We start from the raw sequence: 20526 nt of genomic DNA on the forward strand, positions 1-20526 counted from the left end.
ATGAAAATATTAGATGCTCCATCTTTACTATCAGCTGTTGAACAGAGGTCAAAGGCCTATCATGAGCTTCAAGAAGAAATGAAATTTGTGAAAAAAGCATTAAAAAGTGTATCGGGATTAGGTGACGAGTTTACTGGAAAAGGTGCAGATAATATCAAAGCTTTTTATAATGATCTTGCACTATACACGGACACTTATCTTGATTTTATCGATATGCAAAAGGCTTTTTTAGATGGAGTGAAAGGAAAGCTTGATGATGAATCATTAGGCGGTAGTACATTTATTGACGAGCACTTCTTAGACGCTCAATTGAAGCAAGGCATTCAGAACAATAAAGATATGGTGAAGGAACAAAAAGAAGCCCTTACGGCTATTTTTGACGATATTAGTGATTTGATTGAATTGCAGACATTTTCGAGCAAAGAGGTAGACGAGCACTTAGATGATGCGAACAAAAAAAGAAAAGATGCAATTGAGGCTATACATACATTAGATCATGCCCTAAAAACAGAATACGAAAAATCAGAACCGATTGAGCAACATCTTGCAACATTTTATACAAAAATGATGGCTGCTACAGGAAAAGGAAAGAACGCTCAGCCCATGTATTATGATGCAAAAGCATTTCATGAGACAGATGTGTACAAGAATCATGATAAAATCGATGCTCAAGTGAAAGCATATTTAAAATTAAAAAAAGAAGAAAAAGAGAAACGAAGAATCAAAGAATTGAAAGAAAAGCTCAATGATCCTTCGTGTATATCAGTAGAGAAATACTTTGAGATTGTAGACGAAATTGGATATGAAAATCTTTCTTACGATCAAAAAATGTATTACAGCCAGCTGCTCCAAATCAAAGCGCAGGAAGAAGCATCAGAGGTATTCGTTGATAGTGTAAAAGGTGCTGCAGTTGGTCTATATGATGTGGCCAAAGATACAGTAGTTGGCATCTACGATCTTGTAACAGACCCTGGAGGTGCCGTTGAATCAGTCGTTACGGCTGTTTCTCACCCAATTGAAACATCGAAAGCGATTGGAAAATCAATTTCAGACTCATTCCAAAAAGAAGTCATAGATGGTGATGCGTATTCTCGTTCACACTGGTTCGCCTATGCGACTGGTTCTCTAGCAGAAATCGTCTTTGGTTCTAAAGGGGCAGGAGCCATTACAAAAACGGGGACAACAGCGGCCAAAACTACGGTGAAGAAAGGGCTTGAACAAGGAGCAAAATCATTAGACAGAGTCTCCATTCCTAGCCTATTGCCATATTCACCAAAGTTTCAAATGGCTGGTGGACCGAAGCTACCGTATAACGTTTTTGACGGAGAAAATCTTAAAAATAAACTCCTCTCCATGGCAAAGCGTCTAGACAACAATTCAGGATACGGAATCTCTAAGACAGGCAGACGATTACCAGCACCAAAATCACCGCCAACCGTTGTCAGTTACGGAGATCACTATGTGAAATGGAAACGTAAAAAAGTATTAAAACCCAATGTCGTTTATACAACTAAACAAGGTTACACCTACACAACAGATCACTACGGACGGATTGTCAAAGTCGAAGCAAGTGATTTAAAATATGGAGAGGTCAAAAGAAACCAATATGCTCAGTCCAATTCAGGAAAGCCTGACAGATTACTAGATGATGATGGTGGGCATTTAATTGCTTCAATTTTTAAAGGATCTGGAGATATTGATAATCTTGTGCCGATGAATGGGAATTTAAACAAAGGTGAGTGGAAAAAGCTTGAAAATACTTGGGCTGATGCTCTTCAAAATGGTGATGAAGTTAAAGTGAAGATTACACCTAACTATAAAGCGGATTCTCTACGCCCAGAAACTTTTGATATTAAATATAAAATCGGTGATGATGAATGGGAAATCAAAAGGTTCGACAATGTGTATGGAGGTAAAAAGTAATGAATGAAGAAAAAATAGAACATTTATATAAAGAGATAGTTGATGTTGTAGTGGGAACAATACCAATTGAATGGGGAAAGGTGTATTTATATGGTGAGGTAGTTGAAGGTTCTCAAACTGTTTACTTTTATTTTTCATCTAAAGAAAATGAGGGTAAACTGGTATATAGTCATGAGATCACTGAACTTTTTGAAGTGAGTGAACATGAATACAAAGAAAGATGGCATCAATTAGTTGACTGTATCCAAGAACTTAAGAGAGAGTTTGAACAAAATGGTCAAGAACCTTGGACAAACTTCACAATGATATTTGATGAAACGGGGCATTTTAATATAGAATTTAATTATGATGACCTTTTGAATACAAACCCTCATGAAAGAAAAACTATTTGGAAATATAATCATCTAGGTATTATACCTAAAAGTAATTCTGGTAAAAAACATTTAGAAAAATACCTCTCTACATTGGAGTAACTTTTAGAGATGTTATAAAATTCGTTTTGATAGATTAAAGAAATAAAGACTAGAGAACATATTGAGAGCATCATTCCAAGCAGAAATGGTGCTCTTATTCAACACTTAGCAACAAAATAAAAATCAATACATATGGAATCAACTGTGTATTGATTAGCATGTCAAAGAAACCGATTCACGAAAGCAAAAATATCGAAAAACACAATATTCTTTTCTAATTAAATCTTTCTTTTCACTTTATCTAAACCAATAAACCGTCACTTCACAATCACCCAATACCTCTTCAATCATGTCTTCAACAATCGTCCAATCGCCGCCCGCCAGTCCGCAGCCTATCCCGTAAGGAATGGCGATGGAAGTTCGGTTTTTCTCTTCATGTGAATAGGTTACTGTGTCTTTTAGGCTTTGTAAGCAGCTGCGTAAGGCATCGTAATCAGTTTGCATTCTTTTTCTTCCGTATCCAGTTTGAGCAAATAAGTTGGCAATTGTTTTTCCGTCATTAGTTGTGATGAGTTGAACGGAGCTTAACAAGTCATCTCCTTGTTCTGTACATAATTGTTTATACTCTTTGTATACATTGGGGTATTTGCTTTTGATTTGTTTGGCTAATCCAGCGCCCATGACCCCTTTACAGTTATTGAAGACACTTCACAACAACTTGATTGTCAAAGCTGGTGCATGTCATCTAAAATATGGAGAGACTAGAAAACACGAAATGATGCAAAGAGGAGTCATTTATGAATCAATTAGAAACGAATCGTTTAATTCTTAGACCGTTTTGTGATGAAGATGCGGCAGGGATGCTGGAGTACTTGTCTAATCCAAGAGTAAATTGTTTTCTTAGTGATCGAATTTTTTCATTAGAAGAAGCTGTGGCTAAAGTGCAAAAGAGAAAAGAAGATCATTCATATGTAGCGGTTTGTTTAAAAGAAAGTCAACAAATTATCGGTGAGTTGTTTCATTTAAAAGAGGAGCCTGATACGTATTCAATCGGCTGGAATTTCAATGCAGCATATGAAGGAAAGGGGTATGCACGTGAGAGTGCTGAAGCATTCTTGACCTATTTATTTGTAGAAAAGGGAGCAAGGCGGCTTTATGCCTATGTAGAAGATGATAATGTCCGTTCACAGGCATTATGTGAGCGATTAGGCATGCGGAAAGAAGGCCTTTTTCTTGATTTTATTTCATTTACTACTTATGAGGACGGCACCCCTAAATATGAAAACACGTATCAATATGCTTTGCTAAAAAAGGAATGGGAGCAGCATCACTCTCTATAGAGCACTCAGTGAATGATGTGCAGGTGACAGCAAAGTGACAAACATGTCATATGATTCCATGGTTTGTTCGTTCGATCGATGGAGCGGTCATCTCATTTCAATTATCCTTGTCATAAATCGAGGAAAAAGGGATGAAATGAGATGCAGGGGTATAATGAAGATTTATTTAGGTGGGTGAATCAGCTCAGTATCGATCATGGTTACTTGAATCCGTTATTCATTGGACTAGCTGAATATACAGTGCTGTTAGCAGCGCTCATGTGTCTGTTCATATGGTTTCAAAATCGGAGCAGAACCAATAGGCGGGTGGTCGTATCTGCCGGATTTACTTTCATATTGGCAGAGTTAATTGGCAAAATTGCAGGAATTTTTTATTCCAACCAGCAGCCCTTTGCCGAAATGAGTCATGTCAATCTTTTGATTCAAAAGGAAGTAAATAACTCTTTTCCGAGTGATCATACCATCTTTATTTTTTCTGTTTGTCTGATCTTTTGGCTTTTTCACAAGCGCCATGTTTATTGGCTGATCATTGCGTGCGCCGTTGGTTTTTCAAGGATTTGGGTAGGTGTCCATTATCCATTTGATGTCTTAGCAGGTGCTGTCATAGCGTGTTTAACAGCGGTCGCTGTTGTATATTTGCCGATATGCCAAAGGAGCGTTAATGCCATTTTGTCATGTTATGAGTGGCTTGAGCAGAAAGTTGTAAGGAAGAGAACAAAATAACATGTTGCAGCAAAATACCCCGATCTGTTAATGGCTCAGATCGGGGTGCTTTTTATTTTCGCCAAAACGTTGAACAATCCGCTTTGTCTTCGATATTAAATTCGATGATTTTTTTTAGGAGAGGATAATCAACTGGCAAGCTTTCCTTCATGCGAAACATCTTTTTTCCATGATCGTAACCCGCTTGTACAATGTCAGCTGAAAAGTGATCGATTCCTTTACCTTCTGGTGCGACAGAAATGTGATGTTTTGCTACGCTAAACCCAATAATAAATGTGCCGTGGTCTGTGAACATGGGCTGATTCCAAGCAATTCTTGGCTCTAATTGAGGGAATGTGTCTAAAATCCATTGTAAAATGTCTTGTGTGCGCTGCTTCAGCTTTGGATTACCGATATTGCTTACATATTCTTCAAACACATGCATGATGTTTTATCCTCCAATTCCATCGACCTCATACGTCTCAGACGGGATTCGAACCCGCACTCCTTTCGTAAGCATAGGTTAGGGGCAACACGCCGCTCTACGGAATTTCACCTGTCGCAGCTAGTGTGCTTTTCGATGCTTCTGAACCCTTACCTTGCGGCTCGCCAGCTATAATTCGTTTTACAGTGCTCTAGCCTTCTAGAGCTGCTGAGGCGCGGAAGTTATTGATCTTATTATATATAGTAAAATGCTAATAGGGTTATTGTAAAGAAAAACCTATGTATAAAGAGATTAGGGAGATTAAACCAAAATATGCTCCAAAATTAACTATTACAAGGTATATAATGAAATCGGTATGAGTGAAAGATTGTATACACTTTTAAAAGCAAAGACTTTCCTAGACCTGGATTATGCTCTCATTGAGGTTTAATTTAAAGCACCCGTTTAGAGGAGTTTGACTTTGAAGTAAAAAACGACCCCAAAATTGGAAGTCGTTTTGTAAATATTTTTATTTTGAAACAAAGCATTTTCCGTTAGATAATACTTCGCATTTTACAAGGAAATAACTGTTACTACTTGTCCAAACTTGAGTGTAACTTACCCCATTTTGTTTAATTAATACGTAATCCCACTGATCAGGATAAGCATCTCTGACCCACTCTAACGGAGCAGCACTTGCAGTATTCATAGAAAATAACATTGTTGCAGAAAAGGCGATAGATAATACAGCTTTTTTTAATGTTGATTTTTTCAAACAAAACAACTCCTTAATTTGAATTAACCTATTATTTGTAAATAGGTTAATTCAATAGTATCAAAGAGAAAAAGCATTTTGTGTCCAATTTTGTAAAAATACCTTAAATTTACCTATTTATATAAGGTGATAATTTTCACAATGTATGAATAAACCTTTTAACACTTTTAAAGCTTTATTGATTTGTTTTTTTATTTGCGTATAACTGGCGTCGTTTTTGGCGGAGCATGACGTAATATCGTATTATGCGATAGATTAATTGAACAGCTTTTAAAAGTGACTTTTCGTTCGGTAAATTTTGCGATTAGTTCCATGGGTTCTCTTTCTGCCGCTGATCTTTACGCGAATCGCACAAAATAGTCAAAGGCACATATGATAAAAGACCATATGGATTTGTATACAGCATTGAATTGGGCTGATAGAAAGTGACAAACCTGTTGATGAGTAAACTGAAAGAGATAAACTATCAAACAAAAATGAAGGCGTTACTCACAAGCGTTCAAGGACAAAAAGCTCAAAAAAGGACTTTTTCATTTCATTACGAGATGATTGGTTACTTTAATTCCGAAAAAAGGCGGAATTTTTACACAAACATCATTGACTAGAAGAAAGAAACGCATTTTCAATGGAAACGGTTATTGAAGATTCAAGTGATTCATATTAAAATGATCTCAAATGGACTAATTAGCAATTGCTAATAGAAGTTCCATATTTAGTGAAATCATGTGATGCAGCTGAAGGTGATTGGGGGTGTAGAATGAGCAAGATTCCTGTTGCGGAATTGGCATCATTATTAAATGACTGGAACATGGAAATCAAAAAAGATCATGCAGATGAGGCAGAACGGTTATTTGCTAAAGCGAAACAAGCGGTAGAGGAAATTGACGATGCGGACATCCTTATGTACTATTCTCTTCTTGAGAAGAGACATCACATTCTCATGTACAATTTAAGAGGGCAAAAGGGCAGTGTTTCAACGAGAAGTATAGAAGGTCATCATGGGAAAAAAGAGGATGACTTGTCTAACCGACTTGCCTACTATTTTGATTTTTATGAGGGTGTGTATGAGCAGCATCAAGGAAATTACGAGGTTGCATTGCAAATGTATCAAAGTGCTGAAAAGCTCTTAGATAAAATTCCAAGTGAGATCGAACGTGCTGATTTCGATTTTAAGGTGGCCTGGCTTTACTACCGGCTTAGTCATATCATGCTCTCATTAAGCTATATCCGCAGAGCACTTCACGTCTATAAACGGCACAAGCATTATGAAAGAAGAACGGCCCTTTCATACTCTCTCATTGCGGCGAATCAAACAGAGATCGGCCGGTATGAAGAGGCGCTTGAAAATTATCGCCTGGCGGAAGAGGTTTTGACAAGCGAGCAGGATGACTTTATGCTGGCTCAGCTCCATCACAATGTAGCCATTTTATATTCATTTTGGAACAAACCGAAAGAATCAATACGTCATCTTGAAAAAGCACTGTCCCATCAAGAATATTATGAGTCGGATTTCTTTTTCCATTCTACGTATCTGATCAGCCGGGAACTCTGTGTGATTGGTGAAAAGCAGTGTGCAAGCCAATATATAGAGGCTGCGTATGCCAGAATAAAAGATGCTTCTCATGAAGTGTTTCAGCTGAAAATAGGCATCGTCCATGACCTTTACTTAACGAATGCACCACAAAGATTTCAGCAAATTGATGAGAAATTAAGAAAGTTAGAAGAGAAGAATGAATATCATGAAGTAAAAGAGCTTTCACATTTTGCTGCTAAGTATTGTGAAAAGCAAGCACTTTATGAGCAGTCTGTTTTTTACTTGAACAAAAGTTTAGAAGCGGATTTACATATGAAAAGAATGGGGTTGATTTAAGATGAAAACAGGTTTAAAAGTATTATTCGTTGTAGGTTTAGCGATCGCTGCGTCAGTTCTGACTCAAAACGTTGCGGGTTCTTTCGAAGTAGCAGAAAAAATCATTGGTGGTTAATCCACCATTTATCTCTCGCCCTTGTTGATCATCGTCAGCAAGGGTTTTTTGTATGTTGTTAATAGGCTCTTCTTATTAAACGCTACAAGAACGTTTAATAAGAAGAATTCGCAACAAAGGGGGTGTGCAAATTGTTACCTGCCCCATTATTCTAAATAAACATAGGGCAGCGCAACAAGTTAAAAAGGTCACCTTTCTTTGCTTAATTTAATTTTTTGCAGGACTTTTCATTCACATTTTATCAAATTGGTCTATTGTACATAGAAGTAAAAGAAAAAGTCGGAACACCGCTCCATTTGTCATGCATATGATGTGATGAGTTGTTAGACGAAAGCAGGTGATTGTATGTATCCACGAGTTTATGGAGGTTTTCATGGAGGCGGTTTTAGCGGTGGGGGAGCACATATCGGATCGGTTGGTTCTCATATCGGCTTTGGCGGATATTATGTGAGCCCTGGTGTGTTTTCTGGTTTAGGCGGCTTCCCTGGATACGGGGGATTCGGGACATTTTCTGGATATCCGTATGGCTCCACGTTCATTATGGGGCGTCCTCCTGGTTTTTATGTGAGAAGTTATGAGTGAACGTTGAAATAGCCATCTAACGATTGGCTATTTCAATTGGTGAAAGTGCTTCAATGCAGCAGTGATCACAATCACCCCAAGGATAGAGATAGGCAGCCAAATGATGATAAACGGGTCGTACGCATCTGTGTATGCCGCTAAAGCGGCACCTAGGCAGTAAAAGACAATAGAGCCTATTCGCATGAAACTGACATGCTGTATAGGAGCTTTTCTTTTTTCCCGGTGTGAAATGCGCTGAGCCAAATCTTCAAATAGGTTAGCGAGTGTACTCGTTAGAACCGTTGTGGAAATGCCAGCCACATTTAATTTGCGGGCGGCCGCTGTCTGCAGGCCCATGGCCATACTTAAAAGGATAATGAGCATAAAATAAGCACCTTGTGTATAAGGAAATATGGTCATGAGAGCAAATAAAAGTAGTATCATGACTTCTATGATAAAGATACGTGTAACGGCTTTTGGCCAAAACGTTTTCTCATGCTTTCCGCCTATCACAACAGCAAGTAAAACCCCTAGAACGAATCCACTCAGTGCAGTGATGGAATGAAGGGCTGTTAGCTGCAAGGAGCTTCCTGCTGCAATGCCAAGCAGCACAATATTACCTGTCATATTGGCTGTAAACACATGCCCTAGGCTCAAATAGCCAATCACATCCACAATTCCTGCGGAAAGGCACAAGAAGATTAGTGCTATATTTCGAAATGAATGTGCGGTCAAAATGGTCATCCCTTTCTTACTCTCTAATGAATAAGTGTAACGCTTAATGACGGCGTATGTCCATCTTATGTGCCGGTATGATGTCTTCAAGCCGATGTAAGACTTGTCTGAAAGTGTCATCATTTACAAGATGCCTCATACGGCGGAATGGATCTCCTTTTTCCTTTAGACGCTCTATAACAGCTGGCATGGTAAACAAAGAAGGATGAAGGCCATCGTGATGGAGTTCGTCCCATTCAAGCGGTGTCGCTACAAGTCCAAGCTCATTTCCTCTTGGTGAATAGGGCGCGATGATTGTTTTTCCAGCATCGTGCTGAATATAGTCTAAATACAAGCGATTGCCGCGTTTTTTCTTAAGACGTTCTAAAGTAAATAGCTCAGGAGCTTGTTCACATAAAAATTGGCATATAAACGCGGTGAATGATCTCGTTTCTTCGTATGTGAAGGCATTTTTCTTTAATGGAATATACACTTGCAGTCCTTTACCGCCACTTGTTTTAATAAAGGCTGTAAGAAAGAGCCCGTCTAAAAGCGCTTTGATTCGCTTGGCAGCTTCTATGGCTAGGTGAAACTCGTTAACAGATGGCGGGTCTAAATCAAAGACGATTTCGACCGGCCGGTCCGTATCCCTTGTTTCAAAAGGAATATGAAATTCCATCGCAAGCTGGTTACCGAGCCAAAGAAGCGTCTGAGGGTCATTACAGACCGTGTAAGCAATATCATCAACTTGATCGGTCAACACAAAATCTGGTGCATAATCAGGTGTCGACTTTTGATAAAAAAATTCATCCCCAGCGCCATGAGGGAACCGAATTAAAGTAAGTCGTCTTTCACGTAAAAAGGGCAAGAGATAGGGAGCCGCTTGTCTCAAATAAAGTAAGTAATCTGCCTTGTTCAGATGAAGAGCCGGCACAATTGGTTTTTCAGGATGAGTGACGTCAATCACGGCAGGGAGCGGATACAGCTGTTTGAGCATTTGCTGAAACGTACACGCTGCTGGGTCAGTATCTAGTAAAAAGGAAGAAAAACGCGGCTCTCTTAAGGCGGATCCATCAAAGGATATACAAGCAATGCTGGCGACGATAGAAGGAGGGATTTCATATCCTGATGCTCCTTTTAGCTGGCCTTTTGTTTGAAAGAGTGTACGCAGCGTTTGTTCTTCTTCTTTAGAAAACCCATGCTTGAATTGGACAACCTCGGTGAGATGATGATCTTGATAAATACAGCCTTGGAAATAGCCATTTTCTTTATCAAAACGAGTCACAATGACAGAGACATAGCGCCAGTTTTTGACTTTCAGCCATTCTTTTGACCGGGTATTGTCGTGCCATTTACTCGTCTTTTTTTTCGCAACGAGTCCTTCTGCTAAATACGTCGTCATCAGCTTTTTCATATATTCATGATTTGTGTCTGTATGAATAAGTTGAAGAAGGGAAGGGTGCTCCAGCTGAACAGTTGGCGGAAGTTTTGCTTCTTGGAAAACTTGCTGTAACTGTTTTTTCCTATCCATCAATGGTAAATCAACAAGGGATCTCCCTGTGCATCTCAATAGATCAAATGCAATCAAATGACATGGAAACCGCTCAGCCTGCAGCTTAATAGCCTCTTTGTTTTTCAGCCTGCCTCTTTGCTGAACCCTCGCAAAATCGCTTTGCTGTTCATCCAGTAAAAAGACCAATTCCCCATCAAACGTAAGTGGTAAAAAAGGAGCAAACTGGTCCCTTAATTGTTCGCACTGTTCAATAACCTCAGGAAACTGTTCGTTTAATCGTTTTCCGGCTCTACTTTCTAAATGAATCTCGTTTTCCTCCCACATCAGGATGGTCCGAAAGCCATCATATTTTAATTCATACACCCAGTCTGAACCGGTAGGAATATCATGTGCCGCCGTTAATCGCATAGGTTTCATTGTCATGTCACTTCCTCATATGATGTGTTCTTAGAGTGGGATGAAATTTTCATTCGCATACATAAGTCTAACGAAAACATTACATAGTAAGGAGAAAAGAACGGAGGCGACGCGATGCATACAGTTTGGAAAGGCGGCATTAGCTTTGGACTAGTCAATATTCCAGTTAAGCTGTTTACTGCTACAGAGAACAAAGATATTAAATTAAGACAGCTGCATAAAGAGTGTCACACGCCCATTAACTATAAAAAGGTTTGTGCTAACTGCGGGGAAGAGGTGGCACCAGAACAAATCGTCAAAGCGTACGAGTATGCGAAAAATAAATTCATTGAATTAGACGATGAAGAGCTTGAAAAACTGCGAAAAGAAAATGAAGAAAAAGCGGTTGAAATCATTGATTTTGTGAAAATAGAAGAGATTGATCCAATCTATTATGAAAGAAGTTACTTTTTATCACCAGATACGGGCGGTGCGAAGGCTTATTCATTATTAAGAAAAGCTTTAGAGGAATCGGGAAAAATTGGTGTGGCGAAGATTATGATCCGCTCAAAGGAGCAATTAGCAATCGTTAGGTGCTATGAACATATTTTGCTGATGGAAACCATTCATTTCCCTGATGAAATTAGACAAGTATCTGATGTACCGAATATCCCCCAAGAGGAGAACATTGTGAAAAAGGAGTTAGATACAGCGCTTCTTTTAATCGAACAATTAACCACAACTTTCGATCCAGCTGCATATCAGGATGAATACAGAGAACAGCTGATGAACTTAATTGGCGATAAAATATCTGGAGAACATACAGTTCAGCCAGAAACGACAGGCAAAAAAGATCCTGCATCCAATGTGACTGATTTAATGGCGGCTCTACAGGCTTCAATCGATCGATCAAAACCAGCCAAAGCGAAAAAAGCAGCACCTAAAAAAAGAAAAGCACCAGCGAAAAAAGAAAAGAATGCATAAGAAAAGACCGCTTTCGAGCGGTCTTATTGCGGTTTTAACACGTCCTGAATTGTTCCATCTTTTCTGTGGATAACAACAGAAGTCCCTTTATTAGATGCAATCTCCTTTGCCCGGTCAATTGCTTCTTGTTTCGTTTCTTTGACCTCACTTGCTCGTTTTGCTTTCTCTGTTTGAACCGCCCAGCCTTCTTCGTGCTTGACGACATGCTGCGCATGATCCATGAGCTCTGGTCGTGCAGAGCTGCTGCCCTCAGAAGGTTTGACAGAACCATGAGATGAGAAATTCTCTATCTCTTTCTCCGTTGCGTTTTTCTTCCACTCTTTCGCTTGACTGATTGCAATTGGAATGGCTCTATTTTCCTCATAGCCTTCCTGAATCATTTTATTGGCAATCTCAAGCGCTTTTTTTCGAATGACGTTGTCTAATGATTTAAATGAAGCTGGATAATCGTTCATCGTCCAAGGCATATGAACCGCTCCTTTCTTTTATTTGAACACCTTCCCCCATCTGCAATGGATCAAACATATCATTCTTCTCAAACCAATGAAGGGGATAAAATACATCGTTTTGCTGAGGCGGAATCTCATCAAATCCAGCAGAATAGAAGGGAGAAAAGGAGTGGTTTTGATGATGATAAAAGGTTTGTATGAAGCCCATTTACCTGTGAGTGATTTGAAGGCATCTATTGCGTTTTATGAAAAATTGGAATTGACACTTGCTCACGAAAATGAACGAGTTGCTTTTTTATGGATTGAGAAAGGAAAGAGCTGGCTTGGCTTGTGGAAAGTAGATATGAACGCCTTTCCATACCATCCATCAACTCGGCACGTTGCCTTTCAAATTACAACGTCCAATATCGAACAGATCAAGGCTTGGCTGGTTGAAAAAGGCATCAGTATTCACCCAATGTTTGGCTTTTCAGAAGAGGAACAGCCTTTAGTTCTGGATAATCCGCCGCAATTTCATGCAGCGATCTATTTTCTTGACCCAGATGAGAATTTGCTTGAATGCATTGCCCCGCTTGAACTTGATACAGCAGAAGACTACGATATCATGACATATGAGGACTGGGATAGAAAGAAAAATCCGTTTATTGATTGACAAAATCACTCATTGTAACTATATTGATTACAACGGTGGTGAAAGATTGTGAAACAAATTAGCAGCAGGTATCCGATTGCTGTTCATATTTTGTCATTTATTGCAGGTGTTCCAAAAGAGTGTACAGGGGATTTTATTGCGGAGAGTGTGAATTCAAATCCAGCCATTGTTCGAAAAATGATGGCAATGCTCAAACGGGCGGGACTTATTGAGATACGCCGCGGAGTAGGCGGGGCTTATTTAAAAAGGCCGGCAGAGGAAATCACGCTGTTAGATGTGTACCGTGCTGTCGATGTAAGCGAGGATGAAGATTTATTTAACTTCCATCAGCCAGTCATCGCATGTCCGATTGGTCAAGCAATGGATACAAGACTGAGGAGTGAACTAAAAGAAGCTCAGGCAGCGCTTGAAAATCACCTCAAACAAGTGACCATCCAGCAATTGTTGACAGAGTCAGAATAAAAGAAGCTCAGGCTGAACTTGAGCTTTTTTTACACCAGTTGTTGTAATCGAGATGGTTATAACGAATAAACGGATACGTAAAGCTGTACCAAAACATCACCGTCGAATCACAAAATGAGGAGGTCAAACAAATGAAGTTATTAGTAACAGGCGCAACAGGACAGCTTGGATTGCTCGTCGTCCAGCATTTGCTTACAAAGGTACCGGCTGAACAAATTGCGGTCAGTGTTCGGGACCCGCAAAAAGCAGCACATTTGAAGGAAGCTGGGGTGGATGTACGCCATGGAGACTTTACTCAGCCAGACACCCTTAAGGCAGCCTTTCAAGGCATTGACCGTCTTTTGATGATTTCAACTGCAGAAGGAGACCGCGTGCAGCAGCATACGGCTGCCATCCAAGCGGCGAAAGCAGCTGGTGTATCCTTTATTGCTTATACAAGCGTTGTGAGTGCAAGAGAGAGTCAGCTTGTCCTTGCACATGACCATGCAAAAACAGAAGAAGCGATTGTGGCCTCTGGCATTCCTCATGTGTTTTTAAGAAACAATTGGTATGTAGAAAACGAAAGAGATACGATTCTAGCAGCCGTTAGCGGCGCACCATTTTTAAGTCCAATTGGTGATGGCAAGGTTGGCTGGGCAACAAGAAATGACTACGCAGAAGCGGCCGCAAATGCGTTAACACTTCCTGTACATGACCAGGAGATATATGAGCTGTCAGGACCTCTTCGGACGCATACTGAACTTGCACACATTGTCAGTGAGGTAAGCGGAAAAGAGATCAAAGTCGAGCAAATTGATGTCGACACATTTGGAGAATTTTTAGCTTCAAATGGTGTACCAAAAGAAGCTGTGCCATTTGTCAAAGCCATTCAAAGCGGCATACGCGATGGTGCCTTAGCTGTTGAAAGCCGTGATTTCGAAACATTATTAGGCCGGCCCTTAACACCTATCGAAGAAAGAATTCGTGAATTGATTTCAAAATAAATCTTCTCAAGCGCCCTATCAAAAGGGCGTTTTTTTCATTCAGCCACACGAGCACTTCATTGAAATTTCAGGAAGTTGGGACTAAAATGGAATTTAGGCTTATTATTTGTTTATTCTTCCTGTTTAATTGAGAAAGTGTACCCTAGCATATGGAAGCTAATAAGGGTTAGATTTTCATAAGTTCTTCTGGAAAATGGATGTATATAATGGCTATCACTCTTACTTTCTTAACATATGCAACCTTTTTAAACCTACATAAGCAGGATGTGATGAAATGTTACGAAAAGCCTCACTTTCTTATTTTATTGCAAGCATTATTACAATAATAGTCATTTTGATTGAAGTTGGTATCCGTTCAGCAGTTGTTTCTCCATTTGTTCTACTTGATTCGAACAAAGATAACAATCCAAAAGTATTAATCTCCCATTCTCTTTATCAGGGTAATTTTTTATTAACCTATCAAGATGGTCACTCCAAAGATCGTTCAGAAGCAGCCTTTCAATTGGGGGGAAAGCAAATAAATTTCACGGAGATTCCCTCTAGGAATGGAATTAGCACAATTGAAACTGACAAATTAATGAAAGATAAGGCAACGGTTTTTCTAAGAAGAGGTTTTGTACTTATTCATGATGATAAAATTAAGATGGAACAGGTATCGCAAAATCCTTTTTTCTCTAAATACAATCTAACGAATCTAACAGAAACGACTAAGGTCAAAACAGGTTTTAAGCATAATACCACATATATTATATTAATTACCTTAATGGGAATCCTTTTTCCAGCTATGTTATTTTTATTTTTTAATCTTCATGAATCTATGAAAAACCTATTCACATTATTTATTCCCTTTGTTCTAGCCATTTTTCTTCCCTTGGGATTAAATTATTATTTCTTAATGGGATATGTGCTATCAATAACAGGCTCTTATGTCTTAAGTATTATTCTCTCTATACTTGTACCTAGTTTCCTGTCAGTCTTATTGACTGCTTATTCATTTGAGTATACTACAAAAGATACGCCTGAAGATTTAGAAGAAAATGAAGGCGCGTCAGGAAATTCGTTCTTAATGAATGTTAGGGAGCAAGTCGTTTTGATTGGTGCTGCCACATTATCCTTGTTATATTTCGGATCTTATTTATTACTTCCTTTGTCATTTCAAGCGAAGATCATGGATAACCTTTTTCTATTTTGTGGCTGGTACTTCGCTCTAATCATATTATTTATTATTGGTTACTCAATCATTCAAAAAATAATAAACAAATATGAAGTTTTAAATACGGAAGCATTCATGTGTATTCGCAAGGATATTGAGTATAAGACAAACCAAAAGGTAAATATTTGGGTGAAAAAAGACTCTCAACAGGATGTGAATGCCTGGATATATTCTTTTAAACTTCCATTTAAAAGAAGAGTCGATGTGTATGTGACAGAAGGGTTGTTAAATAAGTTTGATAAAGATGAAATTCGTGCTATCTTATATCATGAAATGGGACATGCGAAGTTAAAACACGCACATTATACCATGTACCTAACTTTGATCGTAACATTACTTATGGGCATCAGTATGTATTATGCCAGACAGGTTATGCTTGCCAACGGATGGTGGCAATATGTTCTTATTTTCCCAATAGGAATAATTCTCATGATCTTCATTACGGAATGGCTGCCAAAGAAAATCAGCCGGTTATTTGAGATTCAGGCTGATAACTTTGCTGTTTCCCATCTTGAGAATAAAACACTGTATCTCAATACTTTGATTAAATTAAGCAGTCTTATTGAAGAAGAAGATGGAGATTATGGAAGAAAGTCTGAATGGCGTGAAAGTCACCCCTCTTTTGAAAAACGAATTGAGAACATAAAGAAAAATTAGGCCACCTCACACCTATTGAAGAAAGAATTCGTGAATTGATTTCAAAATAAATCTTCTCAAGCGCCCTATCAAAAGGGCGTTTTTTTCATTCAAGCTACACATGCCATATGTCCAAATTTAGACAAATCACTTCGTTGAAATTTCAGAAATTTGGGATTAAAATGAAAATAAGGCCTGTTATTTCGTCATCAGATGACCAAAATGATGAATCAAATTGCAGCAAAGAAGGGAAGTTCGCCGATGAAAGTCCATTTATTCGTTACCTGTTTAATTGACACCATGCAGCCAAATGTAGGAAAGGCGACAGTGAAAGTACTAGAAAGGCTCGGTGTAGAAGTGGAATTTCCAGAGGCACAAGTGTGCTGCGGACAGCCAGCCTTTAACAGCGGCTATACAAAAGAAACCATCAAAGCAGCAAAAAACATGATCAAAGCCTTTGAATCAGCTGAATATGTCGTGACACCGTCAGGTTCTTGTAAGGCGATGTTTTTAGAATATCCTCATCTTTTAAAAGAAGATCCAGTGTGGACTGCAAAAGCTGAGGCACTTGCTGAGAAAACATATGAATTAACCGAGTTTATTGTTGATATATTACACGTCACAGATGTAGGGGCGAGTCTGAAAGGAAACGCAACCTATCACACATCCTGTCATATGACGAGACTGCTGCGAATTAAGGAAGCACCTTTCACACTGTTGTCAAATGTCAAAGATTTGACGATGACACCATTGCCGCGCGCAGAAAATTGCTGTGGATTTGGAGGAACCTTTTCAGTAAAAATGACATCTATTTCTGAGCAAATGGTCGATGAGAAAGTCCAAAGCATAGAGGAGACAGGCGCTGAATACATTATTGGTGCTGACTGCGGCTGTCTGCTGAATATTGGCGGGAGGCTGAATCGTCTTGATAAGCCCATTCAAGTGATGCATATCGCAGAAGTATTAAATAGCCGCTGACTTTAAGAGGGGGAACGGCACATGAGTATGAAAATTGGAGAGAAGGGCTTTAAAGAACGAATCGGGGAAGGGTTAGAAGATACTGTCATGAGAGGTGCTGTATCCTCAGCGCAGGAACGCCTGTATGAAAGGCGGCTATCTGCGAGCGAAGAGCTTGGCAACTGGGAAAAGTGGCGAGAACTTGGCGAGGAAATCCGGCAGCATACGCTGACGCATCTTGATGACTACTTATACCAATTAAGTGAAAGCGTTAGTGCACGTGGAGGACATGTCTTTTTTGCAAAAACAAAGGAAGAGGCATCGGCGTATATACAAAATGTGGCACAGAAAAAAGCGGCCAAAAAGATCGTTAAATCAAAATCAATGGTCACAGAAGAAATTGAAATGAATCAAGCGCTTGAAGAGATCGGCTGTGAGGTGGTGGAAAGCGATCTTGGCGAGTATATTCTGCAAGTAGATGATCATGAACCTCCTTCACATATTGTGGCACCTGCTCTTCATATGACGAAAGAACAAATACGAGAAGTCTTTCACGAAAAGCTCGGATATGAGATGTCAGAGACACCTGAAGATATGACGAGTTTTGTGAGAGCCATATTACGTGAAAAGTTCCTCGAAGCTGACATTGGTGTCACTGGCTGTAATTTTGCTGTCGCCAATACAGGTTCCATTTGCCTTGTGACAAATGAAGGGAATGCGGATCTTGTCACAGCTATTCCGAAGACACATATCGCCGTTATGGGCATGGAACGGATTGTTCCAACGATGGAGGAACTGGATGTCCTTGTTGGTCTTTTGTGCAGAAGTGCAGTTGGTCAGAAATTAACAAGTTATATTTCTGTCGTCGGGCCAAAAGGAGGAGAAGAAGTGGATGGACCAGAAGAATTTCACTTGGTCATTGTAGACAATGGGCGGTCCAATATATTAGGTACTGCCTTTCAGCCTGTTCTCCAATGTATCCGGTGCGCAGCCTGTATTAATGTGTGCCCAGTTTACCGGCATGTGGGCGGACATTCATACGGATCGATTTATCCGGGGCCAATTGGCGCTGTTCTTTCGCCGCTTCTTGGCGGCTATGATGACTACCAAGAGCTCCCCTTTGCATCAAGCCTTTGCGCAGCCTGCACAGATGCTTGTCCAGTAAAGATCCCGCTTCACGAGTTATTAATAAAACATCGACAAGTCATCGTTGAAAAAGAGGGGAGAGCGTCTAAAACTGAAATGATGGCGATGAAAATGTTCGGTATGGGCGCATCGACTCCCGGAATGTATCAATTCGGAACAAAAGCAGCCCCTGTATTGATGAATCGTATGGCTTCAAACGGACAGATTTCAAAAGGAATAGGTCCTTTAAAGAATTGGACAGATATTCGTGACCTGCCAGCTCCAAGTAAAGAAAGATTCAGGGATTGGTTTAAAAAGAGACAGAAGGAGGAGCAGTGATGAAGGGAACCATTTCTCACCGAGAGTCGTTTTTAGCTCATATCCGTAAGCAATTAGGTAAAGATTCCTCCCCGTCTGCATCTATTCAGCGTCCAGCTTGGAAGCATCAAGTCCAGTGGGAAACAAACGGACTTTTGTCTAAAGAAGAACTAGTCGAGCAACTGAAGAAGCAATGTCAACGAATTCACACAAGAGTGGTCGAAACAACACCAGAGGAAGCGCCCTCTGTATTAAGATTATTGATGACAGAGTATGGAGAGGGTTCTGTGATGACGCCTGTCGATCATCGTTTTGAACAATATGGATTTCATCCGATGTTTGACAGCTTGCAGCACGAAGGATTCGCAGTCACCAGATGGAATGCTGAGGCATCAAGGGAAGAAAATATCAGGCTGGCAGAACAAGCGACATATTCGGTTGTATTCAGTGATTACACCCTTGCAGAATCAGGTACAGTCGTCCTTTCATCCCATCAAGGCCAAGGCAGAGCGCTGCATTTTTTACCGATGATGTATATCGTGTGTATCGAAAAAAGCACGGTGGTTCCGCGGATGATTCAGGCTGTTTCGGCTCTTAATCGCTCGGTAGAAGAGGGGGAGCAGGCGAAAGGTGCTATTCATTTCATATCAGGTCCGAGTAACTCTGCGGATATTGAGATGAATTTAGTGGTAGGTGTTCATGGTCCAGTTCGGGCCGTTTATCTATTGATAGATGATGAGTAGGGCTTTCGAGATGAAAGCCTTTTTTTCATGCAAAAAAGCTCACACAAGTTTTAAAATCATCTTGCCTCTAGCGGATTGGACATAGTAAGATGACGACATACAAGATGAACTTCTCATCTACTGCTGATGTAAAGGAAGCTGCTTATGGAAATGAAGTCAACTGCTCAAAAGAAATCAATTGCACTACCGCTTGTGATTTCAATTATTGCCATTTCGTTTTCTGCTATCATTGTGAAATGGTCAAATGCACCTGCTGCTATTTTAAGCATGTATCGAATGATCTTTGCCGCGGCTTTTATGCTGCCGTTTATCCTGCCACGTAAAAAAGAATTTCTTTCAATAAAGCGCAGAGACTGGTTTTTCTTATGTATGTCAGGCTTCTTTTTAGGACTCCATTTTGTGTTGTGGTTTGGCTCACTGAAGCTGACGACTGTGGCAAGCTCTACTATTATTATCGCCCTTCAGCCAATGGTCTCCTTATTAGGCGGCTTTCTCATTTTCCGTGAACGAACCACGCTGCCCGCACTCTTGACGATGTGTGCCGCAATTGCTGGTGCACTTATGATTGGATGGGGAGACATAGGTCATAGCCAGGAAGCCATCCTAGGAGACATTTTATCCTTTTTAAGTGTGATCGCGGTTGTTTGTTATTTATTAATAGGTCAACAGGCTGTAAGGAAAATATCTCATTGGATTTATAGTTTTTGTGTGTTTGGTTTTGCTGGTCTTTTTTTAATTCTATTCAACCTAATGCAGCAAACTCCTTTTACAGGCTATCCGGGTAAAGAGTGGGGGATTTTTTTATTGCTTGCCATCATTCCCACCATGTCTCATGTCATTAATAATTGGCTTTTAACTTATGTCAATGCAACAACGATTTCAATGAGTATACTTGGCGAACCTGTTGGGGCCACGATTCTTGCTGTGTGGCTGCTTGGAGAGAAGGTTACACTGCTTCAAATGTGTGGCGGTCTTCTTGTCCTTTTAGGCGTCTTTTTCTTTTTGATGCAGCAGCGTCAAGGAATTGTGATGAAACCAAAAAAATCCGGTTAAATCCCGGATTTTTTACTCTTTTAAATCATTTTTTTCAATCACTTTGTTCAATCTTTCCTCAATCTTCTTCAATTCCATTCGTCTTCTTCTGATCATTCGAAAAGAGGTGACAATCATAGTCACGATAACAGCAATGAATAGAAGAGAGAACACTTGAAATAAAAAATCTCCAAGATTGAATGCCATATTCTCTCCATTAGACATA

The 20526-nt window shown here is 39.7% G+C and carries 21 protein-coding genes and 1 pseudogene; 15 read left to right on the forward strand and 7 right to left on the reverse strand.

Annotation, left to right across the window (positions count from 1 at the left end):
• Entirely contained in the window at positions 1 to 1923 is a 1923-nt protein-coding gene (locus tag C6348_RS04090) for a T7SS effector LXG polymorphic toxin (protein ID WP_106041971.1), read from the forward strand.
• Positions 1923 to 2396, forward strand: a complete 474-nt coding sequence (locus C6348_RS04095) for an antitoxin YezG family protein (protein WP_099725746.1) — start codon at positions 1923 to 1925, stop codon at positions 2394 to 2396. The genes C6348_RS04090 and C6348_RS04095 overlap by 1 nt, the downstream gene beginning before the upstream one ends.
• 237 nt (positions 2397 to 2633) lie before the next feature.
• On the opposite strand, the pseudogene C6348_RS04100 reads toward C6348_RS04095, so the two are convergent.
• Positions 2634 to 3020, reverse strand: a pseudogene (locus C6348_RS04100) (macro domain-containing protein); the annotation flags it as partial.
• 113 nt (positions 3021 to 3133) lie between these two features.
• Here C6348_RS04100 and C6348_RS04105 point away from each other — a divergent pair.
• Both C6348_RS04105 and C6348_RS04110 read left to right on the forward strand, forming a co-directional pair.
• Entirely contained in the window at positions 3134 to 3676 is a 543-nt protein-coding gene (locus C6348_RS04105) for a GNAT family N-acetyltransferase (RefSeq protein WP_106041973.1), read from the forward strand.
• 141 nt (positions 3677 to 3817) lie between these two features.
• The gene (locus C6348_RS04110; protein ID WP_060596382.1) at positions 3818 to 4399 is read left to right on the forward strand and encodes an undecaprenyl-diphosphatase; all 582 of its coding nucleotides are present in this window, start codon (positions 3818 to 3820) and stop codon (positions 4397 to 4399) included.
• 52 nt (positions 4400 to 4451) lie between these two features.
• Here C6348_RS04110 and C6348_RS04115 read toward each other — a convergent pair whose 3' ends face one another.
• Complete coding sequence (locus tag C6348_RS04115; protein ID WP_034660752.1) at positions 4452 to 4823, reverse strand: iron chaperone; 372 nt, start codon at positions 4821 to 4823, stop codon at positions 4452 to 4454.
• A gap of 508 nt (positions 4824 to 5331) precedes the next feature.
• A complete protein-coding gene (locus C6348_RS04125; RefSeq protein WP_034660753.1) occupies positions 5332 to 5577 on the reverse strand; it encodes a hypothetical protein in 246 nt (81 codons plus the stop codon).
• Between the two features lie 757 nt (positions 5578 to 6334).
• On the opposite strand from C6348_RS04125, the gene C6348_RS04130 reads away from it, so the two are divergent.
• Together C6348_RS04130 and C6348_RS04135 are read left to right on the forward strand one after the other, a co-directional pair.
• Positions 6335 to 7447 (forward strand): Rap family tetratricopeptide repeat protein, encoded by a 1113-nt coding sequence (locus tag C6348_RS04130; RefSeq protein WP_106041975.1) that lies wholly within the window; start codon positions 6335 to 6337, stop codon positions 7445 to 7447.
• 460 nt (positions 7448 to 7907) lie between these two features.
• Positions 7908 to 8144: a hypothetical protein gene (locus C6348_RS04135; RefSeq protein ID WP_060596409.1), complete on the forward strand. Its 237-nt coding sequence runs from the start codon at positions 7908 to 7910 to the stop codon at positions 8142 to 8144.
• A gap of 27 nt (positions 8145 to 8171) precedes the next feature.
• On the opposite strand, the gene C6348_RS04140 is transcribed toward C6348_RS04135, so the two are convergent.
• Positions 8172 to 8867, reverse strand: a complete 696-nt coding sequence (locus tag C6348_RS04140) for a YoaK family protein (RefSeq protein WP_106030930.1) — start codon at positions 8865 to 8867, stop codon at positions 8172 to 8174.
• Between the two features lie 34 nt (positions 8868 to 8901).
• Positions 8902 to 10767, reverse strand: coding sequence for a DNA ligase D (locus C6348_RS04145; protein WP_106042322.1), 1866 nt, complete (start codon positions 10765 to 10767; stop codon positions 8902 to 8904).
• 114 nt (positions 10768 to 10881) lie between these two features.
• On the opposite strand from C6348_RS04145, the gene ku reads away from it, so the two are divergent.
• Positions 10882 to 11730 (forward strand): non-homologous end joining protein Ku, encoded by an 849-nt coding sequence (gene ku, locus C6348_RS04150; RefSeq protein ID WP_106037743.1) that lies wholly within the window; start codon positions 10882 to 10884, stop codon positions 11728 to 11730.
• Between the two features lie 23 nt (positions 11731 to 11753).
• Here the strand turns inward: ku and C6348_RS04155 are convergent, their stop codons facing one another.
• Positions 11754 to 12197, reverse strand: a complete 444-nt coding sequence (locus C6348_RS04155; RefSeq protein ID WP_106041977.1) for a DUF2188 domain-containing protein — start codon at positions 12195 to 12197, stop codon at positions 11754 to 11756.
• A gap of 160 nt (positions 12198 to 12357) precedes the next feature.
• Between C6348_RS04155 and C6348_RS04160 the strand changes: the two genes are divergently transcribed.
• The 8 genes from C6348_RS04160 (at position 12358) to C6348_RS04195 (ending at position 20321) form a co-directional block, all read left to right on the forward strand.
• Positions 12358 to 12831, forward strand: a complete 474-nt coding sequence (locus C6348_RS04160) for a VOC family protein (protein WP_106041979.1) — start codon at positions 12358 to 12360, stop codon at positions 12829 to 12831.
• A 48-nt stretch (positions 12832 to 12879) separates the two neighbouring features.
• A complete protein-coding gene (locus tag C6348_RS04165) occupies positions 12880 to 13293 on the forward strand; it encodes an Rrf2 family transcriptional regulator (protein ID WP_095285206.1) in 414 nt (137 codons plus the stop codon).
• 131 nt (positions 13294 to 13424) lie between these two features.
• A complete protein-coding gene (locus C6348_RS04170) occupies positions 13425 to 14276 on the forward strand; it encodes an SDR family oxidoreductase (protein ID WP_106041981.1) in 852 nt (283 codons plus the stop codon).
• 274 nt (positions 14277 to 14550) lie between these two features.
• Positions 14551 to 16146 (forward strand): M48 family metallopeptidase, encoded by a 1596-nt coding sequence (locus tag C6348_RS04175; RefSeq protein WP_106041983.1) that lies wholly within the window; start codon positions 14551 to 14553, stop codon positions 16144 to 16146.
• Positions 16147 to 16386: 240 nt separating this feature from the next.
• A complete protein-coding gene (locus C6348_RS04180) occupies positions 16387 to 17103 on the forward strand; it encodes a (Fe-S)-binding protein (RefSeq protein WP_106042324.1) in 717 nt (238 codons plus the stop codon).
• 21 nt (positions 17104 to 17124) lie between these two features.
• Entirely contained in the window at positions 17125 to 18546 is a 1422-nt protein-coding gene (locus C6348_RS04185) for a LutB/LldF family L-lactate oxidation iron-sulfur protein (protein WP_106041985.1), read from the forward strand.
• Positions 18546 to 19268, forward strand: coding sequence for a LutC/YkgG family protein (locus C6348_RS04190; protein ID WP_106030935.1), 723 nt, complete (start codon positions 18546 to 18548; stop codon positions 19266 to 19268). The genes C6348_RS04185 and C6348_RS04190 overlap by 1 nt, the downstream gene beginning before the upstream one ends.
• Positions 19269 to 19412: 144 nt before the next feature.
• On the forward strand, positions 19413 to 20321 hold the full coding sequence (locus tag C6348_RS04195) for a DMT family transporter (RefSeq protein WP_106041987.1): 909 nt from the start codon (positions 19413 to 19415) through the stop codon (positions 20319 to 20321).
• 12 nt (positions 20322 to 20333) lie between these two features.
• On the opposite strand, the gene C6348_RS04200 is transcribed toward C6348_RS04195, so the two are convergent.
• Positions 20334 to 20525 (reverse strand): hypothetical protein, encoded by a 192-nt coding sequence (locus C6348_RS04200; protein WP_106041989.1) that lies wholly within the window; start codon positions 20523 to 20525, stop codon positions 20334 to 20336.
• Position 20526 lies beyond the last annotated feature (1 nt).

This window comes from Bacillus sp. YBWC18 (assembly GCF_002998775.1).
Classification (GTDB): Bacteria; Bacillota; Bacilli; order Bacillales; family Bacillaceae; genus Bacillus.